Origin of the sequence: Peptostreptococcus sp. D1 (assembly GCF_900112955.1) — a bacterium.
Classification (GTDB): domain Bacteria; phylum Bacillota; class Clostridia; order Peptostreptococcales; family Peptostreptococcaceae; genus Peptostreptococcus.
Map to the genome: position 1 here is coordinate 12,577 of NZ_FONP01000002.1, position 21,815 is coordinate 34,391.

Consider the following 21,815-nt stretch of genomic DNA (forward strand, 5'->3'; position numbering starts at 1 on the left):
ATATATTATACCATAAGTAATGTAAATGCGAATAATTGTATCATTTTTTCTTTATTTTTATCTTAATTTACTATATAATTTTTCTTAATAGAATGAAAGAGTGGTGAAAAAATATGAGATTAATTTTAGCGAGCAACTCCCCCAGAAGAAAGGATTTAATGAAACAAGCTGGATTAGATTTTTCCGTTAAAACTTCAAATATTAACGAAAGATTAATTGAGGACAAATTACTAAAAAATATATACGAAAAAAAACCTTACGAGCAGGCACACGATTTAACAAGAAAATTGTCATTCGAAAAAGCCAATGCCGCATTGATGGAAATATGCTGTGATAATGATTTGGAATGCGAGAATATAGTCGTAATCGGTTCAGACACTGTAGTTGTATGCGAAGAAAAAATCCTCGGAAAACCCCTTAGCAGACAAGACGCATATGATACCTTGGTTTATTTATGTGGCAAAAAACATAGAGTGTATACTTCTTTCTGTTTATTATCAAAAAATAAAAAAAGGATTGTTACATCATATACTGAAGTTGAATTTTACAAATATGACGATAAAACGAAAGATATTATCAAAAAATATGTCGAATCAGGAGCTCCATTGGATAAAGCTGGCTCTTATGGCATACAAGACTATGGCTCTTTATTAGTAAAGGAAATAAAGGGTGACTATTATACAGTTGTTGGATTTCCTATATCATCGGTTTATAGAGAGCTTAAAAGCATAGATAATTCAGAGACATAAGCCAATCCAATATATAATCTAATAAATGGATGATCATATTAAATTTTTTATCTGTATTGTCTTTGTTTTTATATTACAATTAATTTATTATACTTTTTTATTTTATTAAATTAAGTAGATATAATTCTACATTTATTGTAATAAATATGATTTATTGTTAAATCACTTAATAAAAAAGAAGCCAGAAAATCTATTCCTAGCTCCTTTTTATTAAGTGATTGATTGGCAATTATTTATTTTTTTCTATCAATCTACATAGCTCTCTTGTGAACTCTTCAGTAGTAGAATTTCCACCTAAATCTGGTGTGATTATTTTTCCAGCCTTAAATATTTCCTTCAAGGATAACTCTATCAAATTAGCTGCATCGTGTTCTCCAATGTATCTCAACATCATCACTGCCGATTGAATTATTGCAGTGGGATTTGAAATTCCTTTACCTGCAATCTGAGGAGCACTTCCATGTACAGCCTCAAAAACCGCATATTCATCACCAATATTGGCACTTGGAATAATACCAAGACCTCCAACTAAACCGGCACACAGATCAGACAATATATCCCCATACAAATTTGGCATTACCAAAACGTCAAACCATTCAGGATTCAATACCAAATTCATAGCTGCAGCATCTACAATAACATCATCTCTATATACTGAAGCATCCTTTTCGTCTACTCCGTTTAGTCTGTCAATATTATTTTCATCACATACTTTCTCGAATATATCTAAAAACAAGCCATCAGAAATCTTCATTATATTAGCCTTGTGTACACATGACAATCTCTTATATCCATTATTTTTCGTGTAATTGCAAGCAAATTTTACAATCCTTTCAGTCGCTGGCTTTGTTATTATTTTTATACTTTCTCCGGCATAATCACCAACCTTGTGCTCAACACCTGCATATAAATCTTCTGTATTTTCTCTAATTATTGTCAAATCAATGTCTTCATATCTTGATTTGATTCCATCAAAGCTCTTAACAGGTCTAACGTTAGCATATAAATTTAATTCTTTTCTAAGAGCTACGTTTACACTTCTAAAGCCCTTACCAACTGGTGTAGTAATAGGACCCTTTATAGCAATTTTATTTTTTTTAATACTTTCCAATACGTACTCAGGCAATGGTGTATTATACTCAGCTATTACCTTTTCACCTGCAATGACTTCTTCCCAATTTATATTTACTCCAGAGGCCTTTACCACCTTTTTCATAGCCTCTGTAACTTCTAAGCCTATACCATCTCCAGGAATCAATGTAACATTATACATATTATGCACCTATTCCCTTCTTTAATTTAATACTATTTAACTTTCCACCAGCATTTAACATTTCAATTTCTTTTTCATTAAACACCACAGATACATTAAAGCTAACGCCTCTATCCTTGTCAGTAACAGCTAGCTTACCTTTTTTTATACCTTCTAATATTCCCTTAATTTCAATATTATCCATCTGTGAAATCAGATCATAATCTTCAGGATTTTCAAATTCCATCGGAATAATACCACTATTTATTAGATTTGCCTTATGTATTCTAGCAAAGCTCTTTGCTATTACCCCTTTTATTCCCAATTGAAGTGGTGCCAAAGCTGCATGCTCTCTTGACGAACCCTGACCATAGTTCTCTCCACCTATTATAAAGCCACCAGGATTATCCTTTGCTCTAGCTGAAAAGTCTTCGTCAATTGTGCTAAAACAGAAGTTCGCCAAATACGGAATATTACTTCTAAATGGTAAAAGCTTTGCATTTGATGGCATAATATGGTCAGTAGTAATATTGTCACCAGTCTTTATTATCACCCTTCCTAATAACTTATCTTCCAAAGCTGTGTTAAGAGGGAAGGGTTTAATATTTGGCCCTCTCACAACCTCCACTTCAGTAGATACAGCAGCTGGAACAATTATCATGCTATCATCTATCATGAATTCATCTGTCTTTATATCTGAAAAATCAATATCAAAATCTATATCTCTCGGATCGGTAATATATCCTGTCAATGCAGTAACAGCAGCTACCTCTGGACTCGAAATATATACTTTTGCAGAATTTGTACCACTTCTTCCAAAGAAATTTCTATTGAAAGTTCTGACACTTACCGCATCTGTTCCAGGGGACTGTCCCATACCTATACAAGGACCACATGAATTTTCCAAAATCCTGGCACCAGATGCAATAATATCAGCCAATGCACCATTTCTAGCTATCATTTCCATAACCTGTCTTGAGCCTGGAGCAATAACCAAGCTAACGTCATTTTTAACTTTTCTTCCCTTTAATATCTTTGCTACCTTCATCAAGTCTTCATAAGAAGAATTCGTACAGCTTCCAATAGCCACCTGATCCACCCTTACATCTGATACTTCACGACATTTTACAATATTATCAGGGCTATGTGGTGCTGCCACCATCGGCTCCAATGAATCCAAGTCTATTTTTATAATTTCATCATATTCCGCATCATCATCAGCCTTTAATTCTCTCCAATCGTCAAGCCTACCCTGTGCCTTGAAATACTCTCTCGTTTTTTCATCACTCGGAAATATAGATGTAGTTGCACCCAGCTCAGCTCCCATATTTGTTATTGTCGATCTCTGTGGAACTGATAGACTGCTTACACCTTCCCCTCCGTATTCATAAATCTTTCCAACTCCACCTTTAACAGTTTCTCTTCTCAGCACCTCAAGAATAATATCCTTTGATGCGACCATTGGACATAATTTACCAGTAAGCTCAACTTTTATAACCTTTGGCACTTTGATATTGTATGGTTCACCAGCCATCGCCAATGCGACATCAAGTCCTCCCGCACCTATTGCCAGCATACCAACTCCACCTGCTGTCGGTGTATGACTATCCGAACCCAGCAAAGTATCTCCAGGAACAGAAAATCTCTCAAGATTTACCTGATGACAAATTCCATTTCCAGGCTTTGAAAAATATATTCCAAATTTATTTGCAACAGTTTGAATATACTTATGATCGTCAGCGTTCTCAAAGCCTTGCTGCAACATATTATGATCTATGTATGCAACGGATTTTTTTGTCTTCACTCTATCTATTCCCATTGCCTCAAGCTGCAAATATGCCATTGTACCTGTCGAATCTTGTGTCAAGGTTCTATCTATTCTAATTCCAACAGAGCTTCCTTTTACCAATTCACCTTCAACCACATGCTCTTGTAAAATTTTCTCAACTATGTTTTTTCCCAATTCAATCACCTACTTATATTATTATTTTAATGGTTGCCCTAAATTATACTATTCTATGAAGAACATCTCCTCTTTCTCTCAAAATATCTCTGTATATAGATACTATCTCCTTGTCAAAAAGAGATCTCTTCAATTTTACAGATGTACTTCTAATTTCTTCCAATACCTTATTTGCATCAGCTTCATCTAGCTTTATATTATATTCCAAGAATTTATTGACTACTGCAGCCTTTCCAGAATGCTTTCCAATAACTATCTGTCTTTCTAATCCAACTTCTGAAGGATCAAAGGCTTCATAATTTTTCGGATCCTTCAAGGCTCCATCTGCATGAATTCCAGATTCATGTCTAAACATGTTGCTTCCAACAATTGCCTTCCATGCTGGTAACTCACGTCCTGAAGCTCTTGAAACATATTCTGAAATTTCCTTAAATTTTCTAGTATCAATTTTTGAGTCAAATTTTAGAACTCTTGTCAACGCCATCAATACTTCCTCAAGAGCTGCATTTCCTGCTCTCTCACCTAAACCATTAACAGTAACACCAACATAATTTGCACCACCTAGGATACCGCCAACAGCATTAGCCGTAGCCATACCAAAATCATTGTGTGTATGCATTTCTATATCAAAGTTTGTCGCATTGTATATTCGCTCTATCTTATTTTTTATAGTGAATGGATCCATCACTCCCACAGTATCACAGAATCTAAATCTATCGGCTCCAGCTTCCTTTGCAGTATTAATAAAGTCAATTAGGAAATCTTCGTCTGCCCTCGAAGCATCCTCGCCATTTACAGAAACATATAGTCCGTTTTTCTTGGCAAATTCAGTAGCCTTTACCATTTGCTCCAAAACCCATTCTCTAGAAGTTTTTAATTTGTTTTGAATGTGAATATCAGATACAGATATAGATATTGCAACCGCATCTACACCACAATCAATACTTTGCTCTATATCACTTACTACAGCTCTATTCCAAGCCATAATACTTGATTTTAAATTTTTCTTTACAATCTGCTTTATTGCATCTTTTTCATCTCCACCCATCGTTGGTATACCAACCTCCAATTGGTTAATACCGAGATCACTTAGCATTTCTGCTATCATAAGCTTCTCACTATTAGCAAAAACTACACCAGCAGTCTGTTCTCCATCTCTCAGTGTTGTATCTACAAATTTCAATTCTTTTCCCTTGATTTTATCTATAACACACATAATACCCTCCCATTCTGCAATATTTTTTATTCAACTTGCAATTTTATATTTTTATTATATCTTAACAATAGACATTAATCAAGACTTTTTGATATTATTTTATATAACCACTTTCATTTTTTGTGTATTTTAATCCAAAATATCGTTTTCCTATACTATATTTTGCAAGTTTTTAATTTTATATTTCATTGTATTATTTTGATAAAGAAATTATGATGAAGTTTTTATAAAATAAAGTTTCAACTCCTACGAATATATTATTTCGCTATATTGTACATTATTTTGCTATAAATATGGTATAATTTTATTGATAATATAATATTTCTAAAAGAAAGGAAAAGGCAACTAGCCTTCAAATAATAGCTATGAATACTAATGCAAATAATTTTAATATGTTTGAAATAGATCAAAAGATAATATCCGCCCTGAGAAAAATAGGAATAAAAGAGCCTACAGAGATTCAGAAAAAAGCTATTCCACGAATCCTGTCAGATAATGATGTCATTGTGGAATCCAATACAGGAACAGGAAAAACCATGTCCTTTTTAATACCCATAATAAATAAAATTTTATATGGTAGCACTTCAAGCTCCGTAATTTTGGCACCTACGAGGGAGTTAGTAATACAAATATATTCAGAAATTTCCAAGCTATTTGATATATTGACGAAAGCTTCAGATGAAAATAATATTATGGAAGCTTCGCTAGATATAATTTCTATCTATGGTGGAAGGGATATAAATTCTCAAATCTCCAAGCTTAAAAGCCAAAATAAGAGAATAATAATTGCGACTCCAGGTAGATTAATCGATCATATCAATAGAAAAACAATCGATATATCGAAAACAGACTCTTTTGTAGTCGACGAGGCAGATCAAATGCTATTGATGGGCTTTAGAAATGAAATAGACTTTATTTTCTCAAATATAAAATCAAAAAAACAAATCTTACTGTTTTCAGCTACAATTGATTCGAAGGTAAAAAAGATGGCATACAGGTACTCAGACAGCTTTTTTACTATTAGAGTTGATGGAAAAGATGTCCCAAGCACGATTAAACAAAAATTCGTGTTCACTACAGATAGAAATAAATTTTATGATTTTTGCAAAACAATCGAAAATGATCCTCCCTTTATGGCGATCGTATTTTGCAGAACAAAAGCAAGAGTTGACAATTTAGAACTAAAAATGGCACAAATCGGCTATAAATGCGAAAAAATTCATAGTGATCTCAGTCAATCAAAACGAGAACGAATAATGAAGGATTTTAGGAATTTGAAAATTCAATTTCTGATTTCTACAGACCTTTCATCAAGAGGACTTGATGTTGAAGGAATTACTCATATATACAACTATGATTTTCCAGAAAGAGTTGAGGACTATATACACAGAATTGGTCGTACAGGTAGAATAGGAAAGGAAGGTATTTCCTATTCATTTATTACAGAAAAAAACCAAAATATTTACGATGAGGTGTGCAATCATTTGAATAAATAAATACTGCTGATATTTTCTACGTGATAGTATGATATTATTTTAATGTATATATCATTGGCAAATATACATAAAAAAGATGGGTTTACATTCAGCTTTACGAACACAGAATGTAAACCCCATTATTTATCTGACCTATTATATACCTACAGAGATATCAATATCCTTTTTTAATGATAAAAACAATATTATATTTCAGCAACCCATAATCCATGAAGATTACAGTATTCATAAGCTGCAACAGCCTTATCATCATCAGCCAATGTAAATACTGCCTCTGGTTTTCCTGTATGAGGCAAATCTACTCTCTGAACAGTTTTTTCTGTTACTAGAACTACAAAAGCAATATGATGTTCTTCTGTCATTGGATGTTCTACTGAACCAACCTTTACAGAAACAACATTACCGTTTACTTCAACTGCAGGAACATGCTTTTCACCAGCACCATCTGAAGAGTTTGCCTTCAATAGATTCATCGCTTGCCCACAACAGACTAATTCTCCGCCACCATTAATAATTTTTTCTACTACATTACCACATAGTGAACATTTATAAAATTCAACAGCCTTTGTCATTTTCTTCCTCCATATTTTATTAACATATCAGCAAAAACATTAAGCTTTTACTTAGAATTATCTATCTTTAATTCTTTTTTTCTGCATTCACTGCAAACACCTTTAAAAATAACACTACAAGAGCTGACAGTCATCCCAGAATCATTTAAAAAGGATTCTGACAATGTGACCAAACCACTATCGATATCTATTATATTTCCACATTTCTCGCATATAAAGTGATCATGCTCATTTAAATTACCATCATAGCGAACAGGATCTCCTGGAACATTCAATTTCTTAATATATCCATGTACTTCGAGCTGTGTCAAATTTCTGTATACGGTTCCCAAGCTTAGGTTAGGGTTTTCAACTCTCAAATTTTCATAAATATTATCAGCAGTAAGGTGAGCATTGCTATTGATGACTTCATTTAATATCATTTCTCTTTGTCTTGAAAATTTCATAACAACACACCTTTCCGATAAATCTACTTACTATTTCCAGCTATCATCCTTAACTTTGAAGTATGCCTGTGGATGCTTACATACTGGACATAATTTAGGAGCTTTCTTAGATACATGTAAATGACCACAGTTTGCACATTCCCAAACTACTACATCTTCCTTTTCAAACACCTTACCATCCTTTAGATTTTGAAGTAAAGTTCTATATCTTTCTTCATGAGCTTTTTCTATAGCTCCAACACCTTCAAATAATCTAGCCAATTCAGTAAAGCCTTCTTCTTTTGCATCTTTTGCAAAATCTGCATACATTTCAGTCCATTCGTAATTTTCACCTTCAGCAGCATCCAATAGGTTTTCTTCCGTAGAAGGCACCTCTCCACCATGCAATGCCTTGAACCAAAGTTTTGCGTGCTCCTTTTCGTTATTAGCCGTTTCTAAGAATATATCAGCTATGTGATTATATCCCTCTTTCTTCGCTTGAGAAGCATAGTATGTATATTTGTTTCTTGCCATCGATTCCCCAGCGAAACCATCGTTCAAATTCTTTTCTGTTTTTGTTCCTTTTAATTCAGCCATTCCCTTACCTCCATTTAATACAAATATATTTAATAAAAAGAATATAGTAATAGTTACTATTATTCTATATAGATAATTATACTCTCAATTAAGATTAAAGTCAAGATAAATATTTTTAAAAATTTCTTAAGATTTTATTACTAATAATTTATTTCAAATAAAAAACTTAAATTTAATGTCATAATTGATAATATTTTTTAATTAGTGAATCTCACTAATTCTGTATTATTTTTATACCCTAATAAACCTTGATAAAACAAAAAGTTTTTTGCATAAGAATTTGATCCAATCACAATCTATTAAATATTACCAGTTTTTATTCGTAATATAAAAAAGTGAACCTGCCAATTTACAACAAGCTCACTTAAATAAATATCTATTCTGGTACTATCATCACTATGCTATCAGTATGCTTTAGCACATAATTAGTTACTGACCCTATGATTCTTGAGAATCCTTTTTTAGTCGATTTTGTCATTACGATAATATCGATATCCTGTTCTTCTGCACGCTTCACTATTTCATCGCCTGCATAGCCAAAGCCAAAATACAATGATACATCAAATCCAGGCATGCTTTCTTTAGCTTTTTCCAAAAGCTTCTTGCCATATTCCTCAGAAATCTTTATTTCATCGCTTATTGAAATCCCATCAATGAAAACCAGCTCCTTGATATGAATAATTTCAATCTTAAGTTTTTCTGGAGAATACATTTCCTTAACCAGCTCTATTGACTTCATACTTCTCTCAGTACCATCAATCGGTATTAATACTTTTCTGATATTCATAATAACACCTCCATTAAAAACTAAAACTTCTATCTTGTCCCTTTTATATATTTATACCTAAATTATATTACTTTATTCGATTTTCGTCAAACGACGATTGATTATATTTTAAAAATCAAAAAATACGATTTTCAAATCAATATTATTTTTTTTTGCGAAATCCTTAGTTTAATAATGCATTTTTGTCAGAATATTTTATTAATAAAATTTATTTATTTTATCAAGTAAATCTACATATTTTTATTGATTAATATGGTTGTAAAATACGGAACGGAATCAAGCTCTTTGACTTCTTCAAGCCCCCCATAAACTGTCTCATTATCCATTGATGAGTTAGAGACTATTAGAGATTTATCTGATAATCTTTTATCTTCAATTATTTTAATTATTTCTTTAAAGTTTTTATAAACTTTCATTAGAACTACAGATTCAAACCTATCTAATACATCTGAAATCCTATCGTAGTCGTCAGTGCAGGAGATTATCGCCAAGGATTCCTTATCCATTGCAAGAGGAAAATTATTTGATGATGCTATATTAATAAAGGATGTAATTCCTGGAATAGTCTCTACTTTCACCCTGTCCTTAACTCTATTATATAGGTATACATATGTGGAATATACCATTGGATCTCCCAAGGTAACAAACCCAACTTTTTTACCATCATTCGTATCTTGAATTATTTCCTTAGATATTTCGTTCCAAGAAGATATTTTCTCGTCTTCATTATAGTTCATTGGAAAATATCTTTCCTTGATTTCCAAATCAGCTTTTAGGTATTTGTTGACAATCAGCTTTGCTACACTCTCGCTTCCCTTTTTAGCCTGAGGAACATAAAGCGTATCCAAGGATTGCAACACATTTATGGCTTTTACTGTCAATAAATCACTATCTCCAGGTCCAACACCGATTCCAAAAAACTGAACTTCTCCATGATTATTCTCATTATTTTCACCGATTGGACTCGAAGCTGTCATCTCATTATTTTTACAAGCTTGGCTCAAATCTGATTTCTCATTGATTTCATCACACAGATTGCCAACAAATTTATTTTGAATAAATTCAAATTCTCCAATACCTTGCAAATGTACTTCTACATCAAAACCATTGCTTTTCAGAATACTATACCAAGAATCTTCTTCATTACTATTTGCCATATCATTCGTAGCATGATCCCCAGCTACTAAAAGAAGAGGACGCAAATGAACCTTTTCAAACTTAGCTTTCTTTAATAAAACTATCACTTCCTCTAGCTCAGGATAGCCTTCAACCGTTCCTATATATGCAGGTATCTCCTTCAATCTCAATCTGTAATCAAGAGCAGCATATGCGGAGTGAGACATATGTTCCGTTCCATGACCCATCCAAACAGTTGCCGTTTTGATTTTATTCTGAATATCCTTTTCGCAATCATCAATAGAAACTCGTTCAATAAAAGCTGCCAATTCATTATAGTCTTCCAAATTTGTCAGCAAAGGTCTACCAATTTCAAGCTTATCAAATTTATCTCTATACTTCTCAATCACATATAATAGCTTATGATATTCTTCACCACAAATAAGATGAAGAGATTGAACATACACTTCTCTATATCCCTTTTCCAAAATTTTTTCAAGGGCTTCATCAGGAAACAATATATGCTCATCATCCCTATTTTTAATTTTTTTTATAACCATTCTTGATGTCCATGCTCTGAAAAAATCCATCTCAGGAAACCTTTCAATCAATTTATTTTCACAGGCTTCTATGGTTTTTCTCCTCGTTTCCACATACGAAGTTCCAAAGCTTACGACCAATAACGCTTTTTTTACTGCCATATATTTCTCCCATTTTCTACTAAATTTTTAGCACAAATAATTATCCAAAAATTATACTTTCTTGAATTTCTGAAATTTCGTGAACCATTCTTTGATAGTCAATTGTCTTTCTCTTAATGATAATTATTGGTAAGCCCAGCTCATCACAAGCATCAATCTTATCAAGAAAACCTCCAGCATATCCACTCTCTTTGGTTATAACAACATCTACCTTTGCATGCTTAAGAAGTGCAACATTAATTTCCTTACTAAAGGGTCCTTTTAATGCCAACAAATTATCAGCATTTAGTCCCATAGCTTCGCAAGACCTTAAAACCTCACTAGTTGGTAAAACTCTTGCAACCAACCTCTTAGACTTCAATAGCTTTACATAGGTCCCGAGATTTTTACTACCTGTCGCTATAAAGACATTTTCCCAAGAGCTATTTTTCATAACCATATCACAGGCCTCCTCTATTGAATCAACAATAAACTCACCTTGATATCTAATTTCCTCAAGTAATGATTTTCTTTCGAATCTAATATATTTTATATCAGCCTCTTCACAGGCATCCATTGCATTTCTTGAAACATCAATCGCATACGGATGTGTTGCATCTATTACCTGTCTAATTCCATTTTCACTAATATATTTCACCATCTCATCCTTATCCATTTTTCCATTTATTATTTTTTTAGCATGAGATGCTGCCAATTCCTTGCCGTATTCGGTAGCAACAGACAAAACAAATTCACTTATCCCAATTTCATAAAGTCTATCACATATTTTCAAACTATCAGATGTTCCACCAAGCACCAAAATCATATGCTATACCCCCTTGGAGTTACCATTTTATCATCATATATATACGTTTCTTTATTTCCTATTATTACCATTGTCGACATATCACAAATGTCAAAATCCACTTTGTCAAAGGTCATGACATATTTTTTCAATGCCTCGCCTCTTCCTGCATTTTTTACAATACCAACTATTGTTGAAGCATCTTTAAACTCAGACATTATCTCAAAAGCTTTTTTTAACTGATCAGTTCTTCCACGACTTTTGGGATTATATAAGCAAATTACAAAATCAGCCTCAGCAGCCAATTTCAATCTCTTTTCAATAACCTCCCAAGGAGTCATCAAGTCACTTAAGCTAATCTGACACATATCATGCATAATTGGAGCTCCAAGAGCTGATGCTGCAGAAATACTTGATGTAACACCTTGAACAACGACAATATCCTGTCTTGCTTCCTCCCTAAAGTTTAATTCATGAATCAATCCAGCCATACCATATATCCCAGAATCTCCACCACTCACAACAGCCACAATTTTCCCTTTTTTTGACAAATCTATTGCATTTTTGCACCTATTTATTTCCTCTTTCATCCCACTTTCGTAAACTTCCTTGCCTTCAATTAAATCATATATAAACCTTAAATATGTCTTATAACCTACAATCACATCACTTTTTTCAATTGCTTCTAGTGCTTCAGATGTCATATATTTTCTTCCACCAGGACCAATGCCAACTACAAATATCATTTTTATTTCCTCCCAATAGCCATAGTAATTCCATTATACTTAACCTTTGAAACAATTATATTTCCGTCACACATAATATGACAAACTGGCTCTGCAACAGAATAAACACCAACCTGTTTTTTTACAAACTCAGATTTATCATAAAAAGCTTGTACTGATTCTATTTTTTCTGGCTTATAAAAACTAGCCTCCAATCCATATTTTTTTGAAAAATCCAAAATGCATCTTTCATCTTCTTTCAATTCAATACTTCCAATACAGCATAATGAATCTATAATGATGTCATTTTCAACCAATACTTTAACAATAAATTTATCGAATTCATTTGTATCGGTATCTTTCTTACAACCAACTCCGATTACATTTTTTCTTGGAATCACAGGTATTACTCTCAAATTTAGCTCTTGCAAAGCCCTAACCAAGCTGACAGAATCAGAAACAACAACCAATATATCATCAGCACCGCTTTCATTGATGGATTTATTACTAAAATTTTTGAACTTTGCAACTATATCTTCATACTTTTCAAATAGACAAAATCCTCTCACACATGAATCATCACTATAATATCTTCTAAACTCACTCTGAACATACAAGTATATCGTCTTTCTTTTCAACAATTTCGAGTTAATTTCCAATGAAAGTGCTCTTATGTTCTTTGCGCAACCATCAACCCTTTTTACTAGCATGTCAAATGATCCCAAACCATTTACGTCTGTAGCTGTAGTTATAACTGGATTTGCACTTATCAACCTTGAAATCGTCATCGTCATTTCATTTGCTCCACCCATATGTCCACTCAATAAGCTTATCACATTTTTTCCTAATTCATCTATCACTATCACACCTGGATCACTGAATTTATCAATCAAAAGAGAAGCAATGCTTCTGACTACAATTCCAGCTGCCATAATAAAAATCAGAAAATCACTTTCTCCAAATATATGTTTCTTATGCTTCTTGAAATCAGAATACTGTATTACCTCTATAACGCAGTCCATATCCACACTAAAAAAATTATTATCCAACAAGGCTGAAATTTTATGTGCCAAATCGATTGAATTTTCCGTAATACAAATAAATCTAACATTCATATCTTCACCTAAAAATTACTTTCTATATTCATGCTTAAACAGCTTGTCATATAACCTTGAATAATTGTATTCATCACCCAAAAATTTACCAACCAATATAAGCGCAGTCTTTTTTATGTCTTCACTTTTTACTTTCTCTGCTATATTGCTTAACTCACCGATTACTATTTTTTCATCCTTCCATGTCGCCTTATAAACAACTGCAACGGGTGTATCTTGTGAATAACCACCTTCTATCAGCTTATCAACGACATTATCTATATTTTGCACTGACAAGAATATCGCCATTGATGTTTGATGACTAGCAAATAGCTCCAATTTCTCTAGCTTTGGAACTGGTGTTCTACCCTCCAGCCTTGTTATAATCAAGCTTTGTGATATTTCAGGAACTGTGTACTCTATCCCCATTGATGCAGCAGCCCCTAAAAACGAGCTGACACCGGCGATGATTTCATACTCTATTCCAAGCTTTTTCAATTCCTCAGACTGCTCTCTAATTGAACCATATAAAGAAATATCACCTGTTTGCAATCTAACGACAAGCTTGTCACCTTCGACACCACTTTTCATAACCTTTATAATTTGCATCAAATCCATAACAGCACTGTCGTAGATTTCACAGCCCTCTTTGCAATAGTCAAGTAACTCTGGATTTACCAAAGAACCTGCATATATAACGATATCAGCCTGACAAAGTAATCTATATCCCTTTAAGGTTATCAATTCTTTGTCACCTGGTCCAGCTCCTACAAAATAAATTTTCTTCATGTGTATCTCCATTCATAGCATTATCTATTTCTCTGCACTCACAACGAATACAGGATTTAATGGCTTAAAATATTTTCCACCTCCAAGTGCCTCAAGCTTTGATACCCCAACCTGGATGATTTCGATATTTTTAAATCCAATTCTCTCCATAGCCAAATTACATTTAAAAAAATTATCAATAAGGATGAAATTAGATACAAATCTGGAGCCATTTTTCATATTACTATATGACCACTCCAACACGTCTATCAATTTCTCTCCAGTTCCACCAATAAAAATGGCATCAAATTTTTTATCTGGCTCAAATTTCATTGGAGCAGCACCAAACATTTGAGTTACATTTTTTAAGCCGAATTTTTCTATGTTTTTTCTTGTCAATTCATACGCTATCTTGTCTTTCTCAATACTGAATACCTCAACATCAGGGTTATTCAATGCCACCTCAACTGTAATTGTTCCTGTACCAGATCCTATATCCAAAAATGACTTCGCATGATTTATATTTAGCTTTGAAATTGAAATAGCTCGAATTTCCTCCTTTGTTATCGGCACTCCATCTGTTATAAACTCAGAATTCTTCATAAAATCACCTCATGACCTTCATTTATATTATTATTCAACTTCTCTTTTTATCAAAACTACAACCGATAAACCATATTTATCTTTTTTTAATATGTCATCAGGCAACCCACTGTAAATACCTTCATCGTCATAAGACATATTTTCGCCGACATAAAATAAATAGTCGTAGCCCCTTTTTATAACCTCATTGGCTATCTCTTTGGGACCTATTTCTGTATCAGTCAAAATAGCCACCTTTTCATGTCTAAAGATTGAATCAAAATCTGGAAGTCTGCCATGACAGCTTGTTATATAAAGATCATTCATATTTATTTTTATCCTTGAAAAAAGATACTGAACAGAGCTTATCCCAGAATGTACCTCAATGTCAGTTAATTTTTCAAAATTTCTCTCAATATAATTGGCAATACCGTATAGATTTGGATCTCCGGAGGCTATAACACATATTTTCTTGTCAATATTTTCCAAAATATAGCTTTCTAGTTCATCAAAATTCGACCCAAGTATAAATATTTCTTTCGAGTCAATTTCACCTTGAACCAGTATTTCATTAACTGCATCAATATTTCTTTTTCCGCCGATTATTATATTTGCTTCACTTATTATTTTTATAGCTATAACCGTAGTATAAAAAATATTTCCAGGTCCAATGCCAACAACGCTTATCATAATACACCTCGCATTTCTATACCTACTTTTTTGCCAGTAACTTGCCATCCATCGAAAATAGCCATACCTCTATTTCAATATTCTCATCGTGAGCTCTAATGAATCTCTTTGCACGACTTACAGATTTTTCGGCTATGATTTCGAATACTTTTTCATATCCATATGCTTCAATTATTGGAATCATCGCATCTGTAGTCACACATTCGTTTATCCTGCTTAGAAAATCAAGCTCTCCACCCATTAAGGCTAAATTAGAAACCATAATTTCGTTTCTTGCATCAGCAAATCTACTGTGGGTATTCATTATTCCTGCAGACATTTTTATCAGCTTTCCAATATGTCCACCAATGACAATATCTTTAAAGCCAAGACGCTTGCACTCCATCAGCATATAACCAATAAAATTGCTCATTTTGACAATCCTATTTTCATCAAATCCAAATATTTCCACCATTGTCGAAAGTCCAATATTTCCAGGTACTAATACAATTTTTTCTCCATCTACTCGTTTCATTGAAAGCTCAAGTGTAAGAGCTTTTTTCCAGGCTTCTTCGCTCATAGGCTCAACTATACCGCTTGTGCCTATTATAGAAATTCCTCCTTCAATTCCAAGATTTGAATTGAAGGTTTCTTTTGCTATATCCTCTCCTCTTGGTGCAAAAATTGTGACCAGCAGAATCTTGTCTCCCAGAAAATCCATTCTATCAATACCAAAATCGTCAAATACATTCTCAATCTCATCACAGATCATTCTTAATGGAATTGGATTGATTGCAGGCCTGCCAACATCAACACTAAGTCCTCTTTTCGTGACAATGCCTATTCCAACTCCAGAGGTTATCTCAACCCCCTCCAATAATTTTTCTGATCTAATCATCGGCAATTCGTCAATGGTTATTAGCTCTACCTTAGAAAAAATTTCCATTTTATTCGTGGCGTCCACATCATCTCCACCATCCTTTATGACATAGGAAATCACACTTTCATTTTCCTTAGTTTGACCGACGACTGGAATTTCTATACTAATTCCCTTTGGCGTATCAATATTCACTCTTTTTATATCCTCTCCAGCTATAAGCTTTATAAGAGATGCCTTTGTTGATGCCGCTGCACAGCTTCCAGTTGTGAATCCACGTCTATATTTTTTTCCATCAATATATACAAAGCTATCCATTTACTTTACCTTCAAAATACAACTTTAAAAAATAGCAAAAAACTCACAGCTACATCAATACATTTACTTTACATTTAAGCTTCAACTTTTTAAAAAACTGATACCTTATACAATGCTTATCTAAAATATTGATATAGTATAGCATTTAATATTGCGGCTGCAAGATTACTACCACCCTTTCGACCTTGAGATGCTATATACTCTATATCTTCTCCCATCAAACAAGCCTTTGAATCCTCTGCTCCTACAAATCCAACAGGAACACCTATTATTACATCTGCCCCCAATCTACCCTGACGATTTAACTCAATAGCTTTATACAAGGCAGTTGGTGCATTTCCAAAAACAAATATCTTCTCATTTGGCTCACGACTTGCCAATTCTACAGCAGCCATTGATCTCGTAACACCCAGCTCCTTTGCAAGCTTAACTGTTCCTTGTTCTGAGACAAGACACTTATATTCACACCCCAAATTATCTAAAATCGATTTGTTTATACCGCTTAGAGCCATAGTAGTATCTGTATATATACATGCACCTTTTTTCAGTGCATTCACTATGGTCTCAATCGCATTATCCGATATTTTTAATATATTAAGATAATCAAAATCAGCCGTAGTATGAATCGCCCTCTTAATAATCATCTCCTCTGATTTAGACTTGAATCTATATTCAGGATTTATCTCGTCTATTATTTCTTGAATTATTTCAAAGCTCTTATCCTCTATTGTTTTAGGTTCTTTTATGTAATCCTCCACTGTAATCACCTCTTCTCAAGCCACCATCTATTACGCTTCTTACATATATCCTTTTATATTCCTCAGAAATTCTTGAATCTCTCAGCTCATAAATCACATTTTTTATATCTCTTTCCTCATCAAAAACCATCCCAACTACTGTTCCTGTATGAGCTATATTTACGAAATCAAACCTGTGCTTTTCTGATATTTCGATTATCTCTTCTAAAAAAGTAGTTTCCTTTATTAATTCATTGGCAAAAGCACTATTCTTACATGCTTTTCTAATCAAATCAATATCACCACTTCCAAAGCCTTGCTTTAGCAATTCAAAGGATTTGTCCGTCACCCCCTTATTCTTTAATATATCCCTCTGATAATTTTTATTCCCTCTCAGCCTTACTGTACTTATTTTTGAATTAGGTTCTAGGACCAAAACCTTTTTATTCTCAAAAAAACCCAAGCTTTCTCTTACTTCCCCATTTATCGGGTCAAAAATACATACCTCTTTGTGAAAAATAGAGTCAGTTGGTTCAATTCTAGCAACTAGCTTCGATATCAAATCTGAGCTCATCTCTTTATTCAAATAATCCAACACTGCCATGACACTAGCACCAATATCGGCAGTTGAGCTAGCCATACCCTTTCCGACTGGTATATTTGATTTTATTATTATATTTAATTTTTCTGATTCGCTTTTATCATAACCAAAATGCTCAAATACAAGTCCAATTGCCTCCAATGATTTTCTTTTTCTCGTTTTATAGACTGGAGCTCCATCATCACTATCCCAGACCATCACTCGTGAAAATAAATCTATACAATATGAGCTTATGGATTCCTTATTTCCAGATATACCTTGAACTAATTCTCCGCAAGTACCTGGACAACTACCATATCCTTTTTTCATCAAAATACCTCTCTCAAAATTTTTTTCAATGAATCAACAAAGTACTCATTATCACTTTTCGTTTTTATTGCTACCCTGATGTACCTGTCATCCAATCCATCAAAGTCACTTGCATCTCTAATGACTATTCCACAATCAAGCATCATTTTTTGCTTCAGATCACTAGATTTAAAATTATCTTTTCCACTATTTATTCTAATCAAAACAAATGCCGAATCTGTTTCAAATACATCTATGCCTTGAATTTGCTTGAGATTATTTATAAAGCTAATTCTTTCATTTCTAAAAAAAGACTTTGAATCACTGTAAAATTGATCATCCTCAAATATTTCCAAACCTAATTTTTCAGCGAAAGTATTTACACTCCAAGGCTCCTTAATAGACCACATATTTTCAATAATACTTTCATTTTTGCTTATTGCATAACCAAGCCTAATGCCAGGTATTCCATAAAATTTTGTAGCTGCTCTCAGCACAACTATGCTGTCATAGTCATATCTAATTGCCGATCTAAAAAGCTCTTCCTCACAAAACTCGATAAAGGTTTCATCCACCACCAAGATAGATCCAGAAGACCTACACTTCTCAATGACTCTTTCCAAATTTCTCAGCCTACCATCCGGATTATTTGGATTGCATATAAACATCAAATCCAAACCATCATAATCGTCATCCTGATTAATTTCAAGTGTATTCTCATCGACGATCATGTGGTATTTAAGCAAATCCTTTCCCAACGATTCAACAGCTCTCTTATACTCTGAAAATGTCGGGCATACTATTCCAATCTTTTTAAATTTATTAATTTTTGAAATCAAAAAAATCAACTCTGTAGCACCATTACCGACACAGACATTTTTATATGAAAAAGATGTTTTATATCTTTTGTTGATGCTCTTAGAAATCACTTTTCTTAAACTGCTATATTCAATATCTGGATACCTATTTATTTCATCAATCGAGCTTGCTATCACTCTACCGACACATTCCGGCATCCGAGGATTGATATTAGAGCTAAAATCAATTATTTCTTCATTTATTTTATATATTCTTTTTAATTTATCTATATCTGCACCATGTGAACTCATATACACCTCAATACAATAAATATCATATATATAATTAGGAAAATCATCAATGAAATCAACGATGCAAAATTCATTAATTTAATTGAGCTTATAATGTCTTCTCTCTCTAAATTTCTGTTTCTATCACCGATAGTTGGTTTGTAAACCTCTTCTCCAAAATATATATTGGTTCCGCCAAGCTGTACTCCAAGTGCTCCAGCGATGGCACCTTCAGAAAATGCACAATTTGGGCTATTATGATTCTTCCTATCCCTAATACCAATTATAAAGCTTTTTTTCCAATTGTACCCAAGGAAAAAACTAGCAATTGTAAATGACACCAATGAAAATCTCGCCGGTATAAAATTAAAAATATCGTCAAGTATCGCAGGAAACATACCTATATTAATAAACCTTTCATTTTTATAACCTAGCATCGAATCCATTGTATTTACAGCTTTGTAAACCATAGATAAAATTGGTCCACCTATAAACGCATACATCATTGGAGCTATCGTACCATCTACGGTATTTTCTGCAACTGTTTCAACTGTTGCTCTAATTATCTCCTCTTCGCTCAGATTTGAAGTATCTCTGCCAACAATATATGACAACTGAAGCCTTGCTTCATCAATATTATCCAATTTGTGGTAGACCTTTTTTGCCTCTTGACCAAGACATTTTGTTGATAGAGAAATACAAATTATTATTGCATTACCCAATAATATTGTCACGACATTTCTAGCAAATATAGACATTAGAAAATAGGTAATTATTGCTGTTATAAGCACAGTAGAAACCCAAATCAAAAGACCACATAATTTTTGTTTTTTTTCACTTGTAAAGAGCCTTGAATTTCTAACAGCTTTCTCTAATCCCGAAATTAATTTACCAATATATATAACGGGATGAGGAAACCAGTATGGATCACCTACAATCAAATCTAAAACAAATGCCAATCCTATTGAGATCGGCAGTATATAAAAACTCATATATTCCTCACCTATTTTTTATTTTTTTCAACACAGCTTAATATATAGCACACTATGCTCAAATTGTTGTAAAAATGAATGTGTAAATATGTAGCTAATGTATTGTTTTTAAAATATCCACCCTCCCATTCATCAATTATTTTCCCATCCGAGAACTTTTGCACTGTAAATGAAGCTTTTTCATCTGACACAAACACAGAATGATGAAATTCATGACCACATATTTGCTGACCTTTATATGAAATCAAATTATCCTCTTTTGACGTAGCAACGCAGTACCCAAATCGTTTTAATGATTTAGTCATTTGACTATAACCATCTAATGCTCCTACCATCTCAAATCTATTTCCTTCAGTATCCAGCATATAGTCACCCAAATACATCAGACCACCACACTCAGCATATATCGGTTTACCAGCTTCATGCTGTTCTTTGATGCTCTTTCTCATCGACTCATTTTGTTCTAGTTCTCTTGCAAAAATTTCTGGGAATCCACCACCAAGATAAATAAAATCCGCATCCGGAACTTTTTCGTCGTTTAGAGGGGAAAATTCTATTACCTCAACTCCTATTTTTTGAAACAAGTCAATATTATCTCTATAATAAAAGTTAAAGGCTTGATCATAAGCAATTGCAACTTTTTTACCTCTCGCCAATGCTCTTACTTCAGGATCATCATAAAACATATTCAATTCGAATGTCGAATGAATCATTTCGCTCTCAGATAATTCAATGATTCTATCTATGTCAATATGCTCTTCCATCAATTCTGCTAATCTGTCCAATTTCTTTTCTAGCTCAGTTGCTTGGTCAGCTGGAAACAATCCCAAATGTCTCGATTCCAGCTTTATTTCATCACAAGGTGGCAGATACCCCAAAACCTCAATAGCACAATACTTTTCAATAGCTTCCTTTAAAATGCTATAATGTCTCTTGTTTTTCACATTATTGATAATAATTCCAACTATATCTACATTCTTATCTAGATTTTTATATCCCAAAACCATCGCCGCTGCAGAGGCTCCCAAGCCTTGACCATTTATAATCAGTATTACCGGGGACTTTAGAAGCTTTGAAATATTAGAAGTCGAACAATTATTAATGTCTGAGCCAACTCCATCATAAAGCCCCATTACACCTTCTATCACAGAAATATCTTTATTCTCCGATGCTGTTTTAAACACATATTTTATCTGTTCATCGTCTAACATATAAGAGTCAAGATTTTTTGAGTATTCTCCTGTCACAAATCTATGATACATTGGATCAATATAATCTGGTCCAACTTTAAAGGGTTGAATATTTTTATTTCTATTTTTCAATGCTTTCATCAATCCCAGACTAACCGTGGTTTTTCCTATGCCACTACTCACTCCAGCGATAACAATCTTTTTCATAACTATCTTCCTCTACCTCAT

22 protein-coding genes are annotated in these 21,815 nt (G+C 33.3%); 2 read left to right on the forward strand and 20 right to left on the reverse strand.

What is annotated here, in order from left to right:
- Nucleotides 1-113: 113 nt before the first annotated feature.
- A complete protein-coding gene (locus BM120_RS02645; protein WP_091993063.1) occupies nucleotides 114-749 on the forward strand; it encodes a Maf family protein in 636 nt (211 codons plus the stop codon).
- A gap of 229 nt (nucleotides 750-978) precedes the next feature.
- On the opposite strand, the gene BM120_RS02650 is transcribed toward BM120_RS02645, so the two are convergent.
- The 3 genes from BM120_RS02650 to nifV are packed head-to-tail and all read right to left on the reverse strand — an operon-like array spanning nucleotide 979 to nucleotide 5,180.
- Nucleotides 979-2,022, reverse strand: coding sequence for an isocitrate/isopropylmalate dehydrogenase family protein (locus tag BM120_RS02650; RefSeq protein ID WP_091993378.1), 1,044 nt, complete (start codon nucleotides 2,020-2,022; stop codon nucleotides 979-981).
- Between the two features lies 1 nt (nucleotide 2,023).
- Nucleotides 2,024-3,964, reverse strand: coding sequence for an aconitate hydratase (locus BM120_RS02655; RefSeq protein WP_091993065.1), 1,941 nt, complete (start codon nucleotides 3,962-3,964; stop codon nucleotides 2,024-2,026).
- A gap of 43 nt (nucleotides 3,965-4,007) precedes the next feature.
- Nucleotides 4,008-5,180 (reverse strand): homocitrate synthase, encoded by a 1,173-nt coding sequence (nifV, locus tag BM120_RS02660; protein WP_091993066.1) that lies wholly within the window; start codon nucleotides 5,178-5,180, stop codon nucleotides 4,008-4,010.
- Nucleotides 5,181-5,545: 365 nt separating this feature from the next.
- Here nifV and BM120_RS02665 point away from each other — a divergent pair, with 365 nt between their 5' ends.
- Nucleotides 5,546-6,676 (forward strand): DEAD/DEAH box helicase, encoded by a 1,131-nt coding sequence (locus BM120_RS02665; protein WP_091993068.1) that lies wholly within the window; start codon nucleotides 5,546-5,548, stop codon nucleotides 6,674-6,676.
- A gap of 185 nt (nucleotides 6,677-6,861) precedes the next feature.
- Here the strand turns inward: BM120_RS02665 and BM120_RS02670 are convergent, their stop codons facing one another.
- The 17 genes from BM120_RS02670 to BM120_RS02750 all read right to left on the reverse strand — a co-directional run bounded on the left by BM120_RS02670 (nucleotide 6,862) and on the right by BM120_RS02750 (nucleotide 21,794).
- A complete protein-coding gene (locus tag BM120_RS02670; protein ID WP_091993069.1) occupies nucleotides 6,862-7,248 on the reverse strand; it encodes a desulfoferrodoxin family protein in 387 nt (128 codons plus the stop codon).
- Between the two features lie 47 nt (nucleotides 7,249-7,295).
- The gene (locus BM120_RS02675; RefSeq protein ID WP_091993071.1) at nucleotides 7,296-7,694 is read right to left on the reverse strand and encodes a Fur family transcriptional regulator; all 399 of its coding nucleotides are present in this window, start codon (nucleotides 7,692-7,694) and stop codon (nucleotides 7,296-7,298) included.
- Nucleotides 7,695-7,724: 30 nt separating this feature from the next.
- Nucleotides 7,725-8,270, reverse strand: coding sequence for a rubrerythrin (gene rbr / locus BM120_RS02680; protein ID WP_091993073.1), 546 nt, complete (start codon nucleotides 8,268-8,270; stop codon nucleotides 7,725-7,727).
- Nucleotides 8,271-8,646: 376 nt separating this feature from the next.
- Nucleotides 8,647-9,057 carry a universal stress protein gene (locus tag BM120_RS02685; RefSeq protein WP_091993075.1) on the reverse strand — a complete coding sequence of 137 codons (411 nt, stop codon included), beginning with the start codon at nucleotides 9,055-9,057 and terminating at the stop codon, nucleotides 8,647-8,649.
- Nucleotides 9,058-9,287: 230 nt separating this feature from the next.
- The gene (locus tag BM120_RS02690; RefSeq protein WP_091993077.1) at nucleotides 9,288-10,874 is read right to left on the reverse strand and encodes a cobalt-factor II C(20)-methyltransferase; all 1,587 of its coding nucleotides are present in this window, start codon (nucleotides 10,872-10,874) and stop codon (nucleotides 9,288-9,290) included.
- A 40-nt stretch (nucleotides 10,875-10,914) separates the two neighbouring features.
- A complete protein-coding gene (gene cobK, locus BM120_RS02695; RefSeq protein WP_091993079.1) occupies nucleotides 10,915-11,679 on the reverse strand; it encodes a precorrin-6A reductase in 765 nt (254 codons plus the stop codon).
- Nucleotides 11,676-12,404, reverse strand: coding sequence for a precorrin-3B C(17)-methyltransferase (gene cobJ, locus BM120_RS02700; RefSeq protein ID WP_091993081.1), 729 nt, complete (start codon nucleotides 12,402-12,404; stop codon nucleotides 11,676-11,678). Before cobJ ends, cobK begins: the two co-directional genes overlap by 4 nt.
- Nucleotides 12,405-12,406: 2 nt before the next feature.
- Nucleotides 12,407-13,498 carry a cobalt-precorrin 5A hydrolase gene (locus BM120_RS02705; RefSeq protein ID WP_091993083.1) on the reverse strand — a complete coding sequence of 364 codons (1,092 nt, stop codon included), beginning with the start codon at nucleotides 13,496-13,498 and terminating at the stop codon, nucleotides 12,407-12,409.
- Between the two features lie 15 nt (nucleotides 13,499-13,513).
- Nucleotides 13,514-14,266 carry a cobalt-precorrin-4 methyltransferase gene (locus BM120_RS02710; protein ID WP_091993085.1) on the reverse strand — a complete coding sequence of 251 codons (753 nt, stop codon included), beginning with the start codon at nucleotides 14,264-14,266 and terminating at the stop codon, nucleotides 13,514-13,516.
- Between the two features lie 24 nt (nucleotides 14,267-14,290).
- Nucleotides 14,291-14,848, reverse strand: coding sequence for a decarboxylating cobalt-precorrin-6B (C(15))-methyltransferase (locus tag BM120_RS02715; RefSeq protein ID WP_091993087.1), 558 nt, complete (start codon nucleotides 14,846-14,848; stop codon nucleotides 14,291-14,293).
- Between the two features lie 30 nt (nucleotides 14,849-14,878).
- Nucleotides 14,879-15,517 carry a precorrin-6y C5,15-methyltransferase (decarboxylating) subunit CbiE gene (gene cbiE / locus BM120_RS02720; RefSeq protein ID WP_091993088.1) on the reverse strand — a complete coding sequence of 213 codons (639 nt, stop codon included), beginning with the start codon at nucleotides 15,515-15,517 and terminating at the stop codon, nucleotides 14,879-14,881.
- A 22-nt stretch (nucleotides 15,518-15,539) separates the two neighbouring features.
- Nucleotides 15,540-16,691 (reverse strand): cobalt-precorrin-5B (C(1))-methyltransferase CbiD, encoded by a 1,152-nt coding sequence (gene cbiD / locus BM120_RS02725; protein WP_091993090.1) that lies wholly within the window; start codon nucleotides 16,689-16,691, stop codon nucleotides 15,540-15,542.
- Nucleotides 16,692-16,807: 116 nt separating this feature from the next.
- Nucleotides 16,808-17,449 (reverse strand): cobalt-precorrin-8 methylmutase, encoded by a 642-nt coding sequence (locus tag BM120_RS02730; RefSeq protein WP_091993092.1) that lies wholly within the window; start codon nucleotides 17,447-17,449, stop codon nucleotides 16,808-16,810.
- On the reverse strand, nucleotides 17,424-18,338 hold the full coding sequence (locus BM120_RS02735) for a GHMP family kinase ATP-binding protein (protein ID WP_091993093.1): 915 nt from the start codon (nucleotides 18,336-18,338) through the stop codon (nucleotides 17,424-17,426). Before BM120_RS02735 ends, BM120_RS02730 begins: the two co-directional genes overlap by 26 nt.
- Nucleotides 18,338-19,426 carry a pyridoxal phosphate-dependent aminotransferase gene (locus BM120_RS02740; protein ID WP_091993095.1) on the reverse strand — a complete coding sequence of 363 codons (1,089 nt, stop codon included), beginning with the start codon at nucleotides 19,424-19,426 and terminating at the stop codon, nucleotides 18,338-18,340. The genes BM120_RS02735 and BM120_RS02740 overlap by 1 nt, the downstream gene beginning before the upstream one ends.
- The gene (cbiB, locus tag BM120_RS02745) at nucleotides 19,423-20,397 is read right to left on the reverse strand and encodes an adenosylcobinamide-phosphate synthase CbiB (RefSeq protein ID WP_091993097.1); all 975 of its coding nucleotides are present in this window, start codon (nucleotides 20,395-20,397) and stop codon (nucleotides 19,423-19,425) included. Before cbiB ends, BM120_RS02740 begins: the two co-directional genes overlap by 4 nt.
- Before the next feature lie 11 nt (nucleotides 20,398-20,408).
- Nucleotides 20,409-21,794, reverse strand: a complete 1,386-nt coding sequence (locus BM120_RS02750) for a cobyrinic acid a,c-diamide synthase CobB (protein ID WP_091993099.1) — start codon at nucleotides 21,792-21,794, stop codon at nucleotides 20,409-20,411.
- Nucleotides 21,795-21,815 lie beyond the last annotated feature (21 nt).

What these genes read in the sequence shown, in the direction of transcription:
- nifV (WP_091993066.1), bottom strand. Translation starts at nt 5,180, where the DNA reads ATGTGTGTTATAGATAAAATCAAGGGAAAAGAATTGAAATTTGTAGAT.
- BM120_RS02750 (WP_091993099.1), bottom strand. Translation starts at nt 21,794, where the DNA reads ATGAAAAAGATTGTTATCGCTGGAGTGAGTAGTGGCATAGGAAAAACC.
- BM120_RS02710 (WP_091993085.1), bottom strand. Translation starts at nt 14,266, where the DNA reads ATGAAGAAAATTTATTTTGTAGGAGCTGGACCAGGTGACAAAGAATTG.
- BM120_RS02705 (WP_091993083.1), bottom strand. Translation starts at nt 13,498, where the DNA reads ATGAATGTTAGATTTATTTGTATTACGGAAAATTCAATCGATTTGGCA.
- BM120_RS02715 (WP_091993087.1), bottom strand. Translation starts at nt 14,848, where the DNA reads ATGAAGAATTCTGAGTTTATAACAGATGGAGTGCCGATAACAAAGGAG.
- BM120_RS02645 (WP_091993063.1), top strand. Translation starts at nt 114, where the DNA reads ATGAGATTAATTTTAGCGAGCAACTCCCCCAGAAGAAAGGATTTAATG.
- BM120_RS02650 (WP_091993378.1), bottom strand. Translation starts at nt 2,022, where the DNA reads ATGTATAATGTTACATTGATTCCTGGAGATGGTATAGGCTTAGAAGTT.
- BM120_RS02665 (WP_091993068.1), top strand. Translation starts at nt 5,546, where the DNA reads ATGAATACTAATGCAAATAATTTTAATATGTTTGAAATAGATCAAAAG.
- BM120_RS02670 (WP_091993069.1), bottom strand. Translation starts at nt 7,248, where the DNA reads ATGACAAAGGCTGTTGAATTTTATAAATGTTCACTATGTGGTAATGTA.
- cbiD (WP_091993090.1), bottom strand. Translation starts at nt 16,691, where the DNA reads ATGGATAGCTTTGTATATATTGATGGAAAAAAATATAGACGTGGATTC.
- rbr (WP_091993073.1), bottom strand. Translation starts at nt 8,270, where the DNA reads ATGGCTGAATTAAAAGGAACAAAAACAGAAAAGAATTTGAACGATGGT.
- cbiB (WP_091993097.1), bottom strand. Translation starts at nt 20,397, where the DNA reads ATGAGTTTTTATATACTGCCGATCTCAATAGGATTGGCATTTGTTTTA.
- BM120_RS02735 (WP_091993093.1), bottom strand. Translation starts at nt 18,338, where the DNA reads ATGAAAAAAGGATATGGTAGTTGTCCAGGTACTTGCGGAGAATTAGTT.
- cobK (WP_091993079.1), bottom strand. Translation starts at nt 11,679, where the DNA reads ATGATTTTGGTGCTTGGTGGAACATCTGATAGTTTGAAAATATGTGAT.
- BM120_RS02685 (WP_091993075.1), bottom strand. Translation starts at nt 9,057, where the DNA reads ATGAATATCAGAAAAGTATTAATACCGATTGATGGTACTGAGAGAAGT.
- BM120_RS02690 (WP_091993077.1), bottom strand. Translation starts at nt 10,874, where the DNA reads ATGGCAGTAAAAAAAGCGTTATTGGTCGTAAGCTTTGGAACTTCGTAT.
- cobJ (WP_091993081.1), bottom strand. Translation starts at nt 12,404, where the DNA reads ATGATATTTGTAGTTGGCATTGGTCCTGGTGGAAGAAAATATATGACA.
- BM120_RS02675 (WP_091993071.1), bottom strand. Translation starts at nt 7,694, where the DNA reads ATGAAATTTTCAAGACAAAGAGAAATGATATTAAATGAAGTCATCAAT.
- cbiE (WP_091993088.1), bottom strand. Translation starts at nt 15,517, where the DNA reads ATGATAAGCGTTGTTGGCATTGGACCTGGAAATATTTTTTATACTACG.
- BM120_RS02740 (WP_091993095.1), bottom strand. Translation starts at nt 19,426, where the DNA reads ATGAGTTCACATGGTGCAGATATAGATAAATTAAAAAGAATATATAAA.